The sequence below is a fragment of the Burkholderia sp. Ac-20353 genome (genome assembly GCF_017104785.1).
Taxonomy (GTDB): Bacteria; Pseudomonadota; Gammaproteobacteria; order Burkholderiales; family Burkholderiaceae; genus Burkholderia.
This window is the reverse complement of record NZ_JAAGPL010000273.1, coordinates 1-9,490: the sequence shown is the minus strand read 5'-3', so window position 1 is coordinate 9,490 and position 9,490 is coordinate 1. Positions and strand designations below refer to the sequence as shown.

Below are 9,490 nucleotides of genomic sequence, written 5' to 3'. Positions count from 1 at the left end.
CGGCGCCGGCGCAGCCGATGCCACCGCTTGCGGCACCGCCGCCGCGACAGCCGACGTCGCCGCCGGGGCCGGAGCCTGATTGACCGCGGACGCCGACGCGATGACCGCACTCGCTTCGCCGACGGACGACGCCGTCTCAACCGGTGCAGACGCAGCAGGTGCAGACGCAGCCGCCGACGCCTGCGCAGCGGACGCACCCTGCGCGCCGCCGCCCTTGAAGCGCGCGAGCCAGTTCGACGAATCGCCGCCAGTGTGCCACATCGCCGCGGCGATCACCGCGACGACGGCGGCCGCCGTCCCCCACATCCACGGACGGTGACGCGACGGGCCGCCGAGCGGAATCGACACGCGCCCGCGCGGCAGATCCGTCCCCGACGCTGCCGGCATCGACAGATCCACCTCCGGCACGCCGCGCTCGCGGCGCAGCGCCTGCGCGAACGGCTCCGGATCGACGCCGAGCATCTTCGCGTAGCTGCGCACGACGCCGAGCGCGAACGTCACGCCGGGCAGATGGCTGATGTCGCCCGCCTCGAGTGCCCGCAGCTTCGGCGGTGCGACCTTGAGCCGCGCCGACACGTCGTCGACCGTCCAGCCCCGCGCTTCCCGAAGCTGCGCCAACCGGCTTCCCACGGCCGCCAGCGATTCCAGTCCGGCCGTTGCCGGTTTGCCGGCGTTCGTCTCTGCGCCGTTTGACGGCTGCGGCTCACTCATCCTTGTCCTCGCGTCGATTCTTCTTCACTGGCGGGCGCTGCCGGCTCCTGCCGGCGCCGCGCCCGCGACCGTCCATGCCATGCGCGGCGCACCTGGCGCCGCGTCCGATCGCTATTCGCGTGTTGTACTGCCAAAAAATCCGGGCATCCCCAACCAGGAGCCCCGTCAAACCGCCCGGACTTCGATAATTTTCCCTGCTGCGCCCGTCCGTTCCGCGAGGCGCGTGCGATCCTTCACTGCACCGGCCAGCTGACCGCACGCGGCGTCGATGTCGTCGCCGCGCGTCTTGCGCACCGTCGTGACGACGCCCGCGTCGATGAGCACCTGCGCAAAGCGCTTGATCTGCTCCGGCTTCGATCGGATGAGTCCCGACTCCGGAAACGGATTGAACGGGATCAGATTGAACTTGCACGGGACGTCGCGCGTCACCGCGAGCAGTTCGCGCGCATGCGCTTCGGTGTCGTTGACGCCGTCGAGCATGCAGTATTCGAATGTGATGAAGTCGCGCGGCGCGACTTTCAGATAACGCTGGCACGCGGCCATCAGGTCGCGAAGCGGATGCTTCTTGTTGAGCGGCACCAGTTCGTCGCGCAGCGCATCGTTCGGCGCATGCAGCGACACGGCCAGCGCGACCGGCAATTCGGCGCCGAGGCGGTCCATCATCGGCACGACGCCGGACGTCGACAGCGTGACGCGGCGGCGCGACAGCCCGTACGCATTGTCGTCGAGCATCAGCCGCATCGCAGGCACGACCGCGCTGTAATTCAGCAGCGGCTCGCCCATGCCCATCATCACCACGTTGGTGATCACTCGTTCGGCCTTGCCGTTCGGGCCGGGCGCGCGCCCGAGCGACGCACGCAATGCAAATTCGGCCATCCGCAGCTGGCCGATGATTTCGCCTGTCGACAGGTTGCGGGAGAAGCCCTGCTTGCCCGTCGAGCAGAAGCGGCAATTGACCGCACACCCAGCCTGCGACGACACGCACAGCGTGCCGCGCGTCTCTTCCGGGATGAACACGGTTTCGACCGCGTTGCCGTTTCCGACGTCGATCAGCCACTTGCGCGTGCCGTCGGCGGAAACGTGATCGCTGGCGATATCCGGCATCGCGATCGTCGCGCGGCCCTTGAGCTTTTCTCTCAAGGATTTCGCGAGATCGGTCATGCCGTCGAAATCGCCGGCGTTGTATTGGTGGATCCAGCGCTGCAACTGCTTGGCGCGGAACGGCTTCTCGCCGAGGCTGCCGCAGTACGCGACAAGGCCCTCGGCGTCGAAGTCGAGAAGATTGACGGAAGTTTCGCTCGTCATGGTGCCCTGCCTTGCCGCGTGCGCTGAATCCTGCCTGCCTGAATGCTCAGTCAGTGCTTAACGCGAGTAGACGTTCATTTCCGGGAAGAAGAACGCGACTTCGACCGCTGCCGTTTCCGGCGCGTCCGAGCCGTGCACCGCGTTCGCGTCGATGCTGTCCGCGAAGTCGGCGCGGATCGTGCCCGCTTCGGCCTTCTTCGGATCCGTTGCACCCATCAGGTCGCGGTTCTTCAGGATCGCGCCTTCGCCTTCCAGAACCTGGATCATCACCGGGCCCGAGATCATGAACTCGACGAGGTCCTTGAAGAACGGACGCGCTGCGTGGACAGCGTAGAACTTCTCGGCGTCGGCACGCGACAGGTGCGCCATGCGCGATGCGATGATCTTCAGGCCGGCGCCTTCAAAGCGGCTGTAGATCTGGCCGATCACGTTCTTTGCCACCGCATCCGGCTTGATGATCGACAGGGTGCGCTCGATTGCCATAAAAACTCCAAGAAATTAAGAAGTTACACTTCCAAATGAATCCGCTATTGTAGCACGATCCCGTGTATCATTGCGATTGAACCCTTACACGTGCGTAAGGTTCCAACAGTATGCATTTTGCAACGGGCAGCCATTGAAACCTCCCGGTGCGGAACGTATCTTAGCCATAGCTGCACCGGTTTGCTGCGCCGCACACCGCGCGCGCCAGACCGGCCCCGGACGCCCATGCGTCCAATGTTAGGAGAAACCATGAACGACTCGTACAATTTCGGCCGCGGCGGCACCGTCAGCACCGTCGAGGTTCGCAATCGCGTGCTGCGCAACACCTACTGGCTGCTCGCGCTATCGATGGTTCCGACGGTGCTGGGCGCGTGGGTCGGCGTCGCGACCGGCTTCTCGCTGTTCGCCGCCACCAGCCCGACGATGAGCCTCCTCGCGTTCTTCGCGATCGCGTTCGGCTTCATGTTCGCGATCGAGCGCACGAAGAACAGCGCCGCCGGCGTGTTCGTCCTGCTCGGCTTCACGTTCTTCATGGGCCTGATGCTGTCGCGCCTGCTCAGCTTCATCCTCGGTTTCTCGAACGGCCCGTCGCTGATCATGCTCGCGTTCGGCGGCACCGGCGTGATATTCGCCGCGATGGCGACGATCGCCACCGTCAGCAAGCGCGACTTCTCCGGGCTCGGCAAGTGGCTGTTCATGGGCGTGATCGTGATCCTGCTGGCATCGGTCGCGAACATCTTCCTGCAACTGCCCGCGCTGATGCTGACCGTGTCGGTGCTCGCGATCGTGATCTTCTCCGCATACATGCTGTTCGACGTCCAGCGCGTCGTGAACGGCGGCGAGACGAATTACATCACCGCGACGCTCGCGATCTACCTCGACCTGTACAACGTGTTCACGAACCTGCTCGCGCTGCTCGGCATCTTCGGCGGCAACCGCAACTGACGTTCGCTGCACACCAGCAAAAAACCGGCCCGCGGGCCGGTTTTTTTACGTCCGCCGCCCGCGCGATCAGTCGCGCTCGAACAGCGCGATCGATTCGACGTGCGACGTATGCGGGAACATGTTGACGACGCCCGCGCCCTTCAGCCGGTAGCCGGCCTCGTGCACGAGCAGGCCCGCGTCGCGCGCGAGCGTCGACGGGTTGCACGACACGTAGACGATCCGGCGCGGCAGCGGACCTTCGCCGCTCTGCGCGATGTCCGCGAGCGCCTTCGACACCGCGAGCGCGCCTTCGCGCGGCGGATCGATCAGGAACTTGTCGAACGCGCCGAGTGCGCGGAGGTCGTCGGCCGTGACCTCGAACAGGTTCCGGCACGCGAACGTCGTGTGGCCGTCGACGCCGTTCTCGCGCGCATTCGCGAGCGCGCGCGTCGTCAGCGTCTCGCTGCCCTCGATGCCCATCACCTCGCGCGCAAGCCGCGCGAGCGGCAGCGTGAAGTTGCCGATCCCGCAGAACAGGTCGAGCACGCGGTCGTCGCGCGACGGCGCGAGCAGGCGCAGCGCGCGGCCCACCAGCACGCGGTTGATCTGGTGGTTCACCTGCGTGAAGTCGGTCGGCTTGAACGGCATGCGGATGCCGAACTCGGGCAGCGTGTAGTCGAGCGGCACGTCGAGCGGATAGAACGGCGTCACCGTGTCCGGGCCCTTCGGCTGCAGCCAGAACTGCACGTTGTGCTCGTCCGCGAACGCTCGCAGCAGCGCTTCGTCGGCCTCGTTGATCGGCTCCAGCACACGCAGCACGAGCGCCGTGACCTGCGAGCCGACCGCGAGCTCGATCTGCGGCATGCGGTCGCGGATCGACAGCCCCTCGACCATCCGGCGCAGCGGCACCAGCATCGCCGATACGTGCGGCGGCAGCACCTCGCAGCTCGTCATGTCGGCGACGTAGCTGCTCTTCTTCTCGTGGAAACCGACCAGCACGCCGCCCTTCTTCACGACGTTGCGCACGGTGAGGCGCGCGCGGTAGCGGTAGCCCCACGACGGGCCGTGGATCGGCGCGAACATCGTCTCCGCGCGCAGCTTCGACAGGTGCCACAGGTTGTCCTCGAGCACGCGCTGCTTGATCGCCACCTGCGCGCGCATGTCGAGATGCTGCATCGAGCAACCGCCGCAGGTGCCGAAGAACTTGCATTTCGGCTGCGTACGCATCACGCTCGGGCGCAGAATATCGACAACCGTCGCCTGCTCGTAGCTCGGCTTGCGGCGGTAGCTCGAATAGGTCACGCGCTCGCCGGGCAGCGCGCCCTCGACGAAGATGACCTTGCCCGGCTCGCCATCCTCGGTCGTCACGCGGCCGACACCGCGCGCGTCCATGTCGAGCGATTCGATCTCGAGAACCGGGGCGCTATCGGGCGCGGCGGGCACGCTTTTCAACTTGCGCGCAGAAGTGGGGGCAGCTTCGGACACCAGCTTTTCCTGACAAACGTTGAAGAAGGCGAGATTGTAGACGAAGGATCGCCTCTCGCCCGCTTTGCATCGGGCCAAATATCCAGCGGAGATCGACCATGCGACTGATCGACTGGAACATCCAATGGGGTCGGGACGCAGACGGCGTCGTCGATCTCCCCCGCACGATTGCCGCCGCGCGCCAGCTCGGCGATTTCGACGTGCTGTGCCTGCAGGAAGTCACGCGCGGGTTCGGCGCGCTGGCCGGCCACCCTGGCCACGACCAGTTCGCGGAGCTCGCCGCGCTGCTGCCCGGCTACACGATCATCGACGCGATTGGCGCCGACCTGCCGCCTGCCACGCCCGGCGCACCGCGCCGCCAGTTCGGCAATGCGATCGCCACGCGCCTGCCGGCCGGACGCGTGATGCGCCGGCTGCTGCCGTGGCCGGCCGACGAAGCCGCCCCGTCGATGCCGCGCGTCGCGCTCGAAGTCGAGGTGACGACCGCGTCAGGCCCGCTGCGCGTGACAACCACCCACCTCGAATATTATTCCGCGCGACAGCGGCGCGCACAGGTCGATGCGCTGCACGACCGGCATCGCGAAGCGTGCGCGCATGCCGATCGCCCCGCGCGGGCCGAGAACGAAAACGGCCCGTTCAGCACGACCGCGCAGCCGCGCGATGCGATCGTCTGCGGCGACTTCAACAGCGCATACGACAGCGACGCATATCGGCGCTTCATTGCACCGCTCGACGACGCACCGCGCTTCGTCGATGCGTGGGTTGCGCGCCATCCGGGGTTCGCGCCGCCACCGACGGCCGGCGTGTACGACACCGTGCAGTGGTCCGAAGGGCCGCTCGCATGCGATTTCGTGTTCGTCACCGACACGCTGTTGCCGCGCGTCACGCGATGCGAGATCGACGGCGACACGCGCGCGTCCGATCACCAGCCGATCGTGCTCGAACTGGATTGACGGGCTTTAATTGACAGGCATTGACGGGAATCAAGCGGCGAATGCGGCCAGATACTCGACCCAGTGCGGCGCGGGCTCCTGCGCGAGCGCGTTCTTGACGAGCAGGATTTCGTCCGCGTACTCGCTCGGCGTCAGGCCGCCGCGCATCAGCAGGAAGCGGCAATAGAGCAGATACGTGTTGACGACGTCGGTCTCGCAGTAATTGCGGATCTCGTCGATGCGCCCGTCCCGGAACGCCGTCCAGACCTGGCCGCCGTCCATTCCGAGCTTGCCGGGAAACCCGCACAGCTTCGCGAGCGCGTCGAGCGGCGCGTTCGCGCGCGCCTGGTACATCGCGAGCACGTCCATCAGGTCGGTGTGCCGCGAGTGATAGCGCGAGATATAGTTGTTCCACTTGAAGTCGCGATCGTCCTCGCCGAGATCCCAGTAGCGGATCGCCGGAATCCCGTGCACGAGCGCGCGGTAATGGAGCACCGGCAGGTCGAAGCCGCCGCCGTTCCACGAAACGAGCTGCGGCGTGTATTTCTCGATCACGCGGTAGAACGACTGGATCAGCGTCGCTTCGTTGTCCTGCGGCGTGCCGAGCGAGCGCACGCGAAAGCCGTTGTTGTCGCGGAACACGCACGAAATCGCCGCGACGCGCTGCAGATGGTGCGGCAGGAAATCGCTGCCCGTCTTCTCGCGGCGCGCAGCGAACGCATGCTCGGCCACCGCCGCATCGTCGAGCGTCGCAGGCAGATCCTCGAGACGGCGAATGCCGTCGACATCGGGAATCGTCTCGATGTCAAAAACCAGAATCGGAGTCATCAGTTACAGGACGGCGTCCTTGCGAACGCCATTGGAGGCGAAGAACCGCTTGAGGCGCACCAGCGCTTCCTGCTGGATCTGCCGCACGCGCTCGCGCGTCAATCCCATCTCGTCGGCGAGCTCCTCGAGCGTCGCGGGCTCGATATGGTTCAGCCCGAAGCGGCGCTCGATCACGTGACGGTGCTTGTCGGACAAGCGCGACAGCCACGCGCGCGTGAGCGTCTCGAGCTCACGGTGCTGCACTTCGGCGTCCGGCGACTGGCTCTGGTCGTCGGGCAGCAGATCGAGCAGGCTGCTCGCGGGATCGAGATCGAGCGGCGCGTCGAGCGACGCGGTGTGTTCATTCAGCGCGAGGATGTCGGTCACTTCCTCGGCGGTCTTGCCGGTGAGATAGGCGATGTCGTCGATGCTGGCTTCGCGGCGCTCGGCCGCCTCGCCCGTCGACATCGAGTTCTTTTCGAGGTGGCGCTTCGCGCGCAGCACCTGGTTGAGTTCGCGGATCACATGCACCGGCAGGCGCACGGTGCGGGCCTGGTTCATGATCGCCCGCTCGATGCTCTGCCGGATCCACCAGGTCGCGTAGGTCGAGAAGCGGAAACCGCGCGTCGGGTCGAACTTCTCGATCGCGTGCATCAGGCCGAGATTGCCTTCCTCGATCAGGTCGAGCAGCGGCACGCCGCGATTCAGGTAGCCCTTCGCAATGCTGACGACGAGCCGCAGGTTGCGCTCGATCATCACCTGCCGCGCCTCGAATTCGCCGGCCTTCGCGAGGCGGGAATAGCGCTGCTCTTCCTCGACGGTCAGCAGCGGCTTGACGCTGATGCGGTTCAGGTAGTGCTGGATCGTGTCGGCGGTCAGTTCCGCCTGCAGCAGTGCGCGGAAATCGTCGAGATCGGGCGCCGCGTCCGCGGTGCCTTCGCGCTCTTCGTCGCCGGCTTCCGAATCGGCGTCGCGCGTCTCGAACTCGCGTTCGTTGTCCGCGGCGTCTTCTTCGTCGTCCTTCGAAGCGCCAGCACGCTCCACCGATGCTTGCGTGGCGCGACTGACTTTCTCAGACTCGGCTTGCGGATCGTGGCGCTTCGATTTCGGCATGGTCGTCTCGGTTATTGAGCCGGCAAATACTTCAGCGGATCGACAGGTTTACCCTGACGGCGAACCTCGAAATGCAGCATCACGCGGTCGGCATCGCTATTACCCATCTCGGCGATCTTCTGCCCCTTCGTCACCGCGTCCCCCTCTTTTACCATCAAAGCGCGATTGTGTGCATATGCCGTGAGGTAAGTTGCATCGTGTTTGATGATAATGAGGTTGCCGTAGCCGCGCAGGCCATTGCCCGCGTAGACGACGCGGCCGTCAGCGGCCGCTTTCACGGTCTCGCCGACGCTGCCGCCGATATTGACACCCTTGTTCTTCGCGTCGTCGAAATTGTTCAGCACGGGGCCGCGCGCCGGCCACGCGAACGTGACGGGACCGTTCGACGCCACCGTCGTGTCGTTCGATGCGGCAGCCTGCGACGGGTTGGTCGCAGCCGACGCGCTGCCCGGCGTCGCCGGGCCGCTGCTGAGCGGCGCGGTCGCGACGGCGCCGCCGATCATCGGCGCGCCCGCGACTGCCGCACCACCCGGCGGCGGCGCGACGCGCAGCAGCTGGTCGACCTCGATCTGATTCGGATTCGCCAGGTTGTTCCACGCGGCGATGTCGCGATAGTTCTGCCCGTTCTCCAGTGCGATCCGGTACAGCGTATCGCCCGGCTTCACACGGTAATAACCCGGAGGCGGCGGGCCGAGCGGCACCGCCGGCTGTGCGGCGGGCGTCGTGCCGAGCGAACCGGAGCGGTCGACGACGGGCGCGTTGTCGAGCCGCGTTGCACAGGCGGCCAGTAGCGTGGTGAACGCAGCCACACAGATCGCGCGCTGGGCGAGCGTGAGCGATTCCTTGGAACGGTTGTTTTGCATCGCGCGCAACATACTCATCGGTTTCAAATTACTCCGGATTTTAAAGGGACAAAGAAAACGCGATCAAGCCGGGACTCCCGCCACTGCGCGTGCGCGACGCGCTCGACGAGCGTGAGCACCTGATGCTGCCCGCTCTGCGCGCCGACCGGCGCGACGAGGCGCCCGCCGATCGTCAGCTGTTCGAGCAGCGCCTGTGGCACGTCGAGCCCCGCCGCGGCAATCACGATCGCGTCGAACGGCGCCGCGGACGGCAGGCCCACGCGTCCGTCGCCGTAATGCAGACGGATGTTCGGCACGCGCAGCGGCCGCAGGTTCAGCTTTGCGCGCTCGTAGAGCGGCTTGATGCGTTCAATCGAATACACGTCGCGCGCCACATGGCTCAGCACCGCGGCCTGGTAGCCGCAGCCGGTGCCGATTTCCAGTACGCGCTCGAGGGTACGGCCGGCCATCGCGAGCTCGATCATCCGCGCGACGACCGACGGCTTCGAAATCGTCTGCTGGTGGCCGATCGGCAGCGCGGAATCCTCGTAGGCCTGCGTCGCGAGCCCCGGGTCCACGAACATGTGGCGCGGCACCGCGGCCATCGCCTCCAGCACGCGCGCGTCGGTCACGCCGTTCGCGCGCAGTCGTTCGACCATCCGCTCGCGCACGCGTTCCGACGTCAGCGCGAAGGTGCCCGCGAGCGCGACGTTCGGTGCGGCGGCCGGCTTGGGCGCCGCTGGCTTCGGCACAGCGGGCTTCGGCGTGCCGTGCTTCGGCGCGGTCGGCGCGGCTGCGGCAGGCTTCGATACGGCCTGCTTCGGCACGACCGTCGTCGGTCCGGCCGACCTGGACGCGCCGGGCTTGTCCGATGCCGTGGCGAGCGTC

Annotated in this window: 10 protein-coding genes; 2 read left to right on the top strand and 8 right to left on the bottom strand. The window is 66.5% G+C overall.

From position 1 onward, the window contains the following. From G3N94_RS37455 to ndk, 3 genes are all read right to left on the bottom strand, one after another. The coding region (locus tag G3N94_RS37455) for a helix-turn-helix transcriptional regulator (protein ID WP_205799263.1) at positions 1–711 on the bottom strand (711 nt) is incomplete at its 3' end. 165 nt (positions 712–876) lie between these two features. Further along, a complete protein-coding gene (rlmN, locus tag G3N94_RS37450) occupies positions 877–2,016 on the bottom strand; it encodes a 23S rRNA (adenine(2503)-C(2))-methyltransferase RlmN (protein WP_205799262.1) in 1,140 nt (379 codons plus the stop codon). 57 nt (positions 2,017–2,073) lie between these two features. Next, positions 2,074–2,499, bottom strand: a complete 426-nt coding sequence (gene ndk / locus G3N94_RS37445) for a nucleoside-diphosphate kinase (protein ID WP_205799261.1) — start codon at positions 2,497–2,499, stop codon at positions 2,074–2,076. 249 nt (positions 2,500–2,748) lie between these two features. On the opposite strand from ndk, the gene G3N94_RS37440 reads away from it, so the two are divergent. After that, positions 2,749–3,444, top strand: coding sequence for a Bax inhibitor-1/YccA family protein (locus tag G3N94_RS37440; RefSeq protein ID WP_205799260.1), 696 nt, complete (start codon positions 2,749–2,751; stop codon positions 3,442–3,444). A 66-nt stretch (positions 3,445–3,510) separates the two neighbouring features. Here G3N94_RS37440 and rlmD read toward each other — a convergent pair whose 3' ends face one another. Next, positions 3,511–4,908: a 23S rRNA (uracil(1939)-C(5))-methyltransferase RlmD gene (rlmD, locus tag G3N94_RS37435; RefSeq protein ID WP_205799259.1), complete on the bottom strand. Its 1,398-nt coding sequence runs from the start codon at positions 4,906–4,908 to the stop codon at positions 3,511–3,513. Between the two features lie 98 nt (positions 4,909–5,006). Between rlmD and G3N94_RS37430 the strand changes: the two genes are divergently transcribed. After that, the gene (locus tag G3N94_RS37430; RefSeq protein ID WP_205799258.1) at positions 5,007–5,861 is read left to right on the top strand and encodes an endonuclease/exonuclease/phosphatase family protein; all 855 of its coding nucleotides are present in this window, start codon (positions 5,007–5,009) and stop codon (positions 5,859–5,861) included. Between the two features lie 30 nt (positions 5,862–5,891). Here G3N94_RS37430 and G3N94_RS37425 read toward each other — a convergent pair whose 3' ends face one another. From G3N94_RS37425 to G3N94_RS37410, 4 genes are all read right to left on the bottom strand, one after another. Next, complete coding sequence (locus G3N94_RS37425; protein WP_205799257.1) at positions 5,892–6,668, bottom strand: 3'-5' exonuclease; 777 nt, start codon at positions 6,666–6,668, stop codon at positions 5,892–5,894. A gap of 3 nt (positions 6,669–6,671) precedes the next feature. Continuing rightward, the gene (rpoS, locus tag G3N94_RS37420; RefSeq protein WP_205799256.1) at positions 6,672–7,760 is read right to left on the bottom strand and encodes an RNA polymerase sigma factor RpoS; all 1,089 of its coding nucleotides are present in this window, start codon (positions 7,758–7,760) and stop codon (positions 6,672–6,674) included. Between the two features lie 11 nt (positions 7,761–7,771). Beyond that, positions 7,772–8,641 carry a peptidoglycan DD-metalloendopeptidase family protein gene (locus tag G3N94_RS37415; RefSeq protein ID WP_205799255.1) on the bottom strand — a complete coding sequence of 290 codons (870 nt, stop codon included), beginning with the start codon at positions 8,639–8,641 and terminating at the stop codon, positions 7,772–7,774. Between the two features lie 5 nt (positions 8,642–8,646). Beyond that, positions 8,647–9,490 (bottom strand): protein-L-isoaspartate(D-aspartate) O-methyltransferase (locus G3N94_RS37410; protein ID WP_241022296.1); only part of this gene is annotated, 844 nt, incomplete at its 5' end.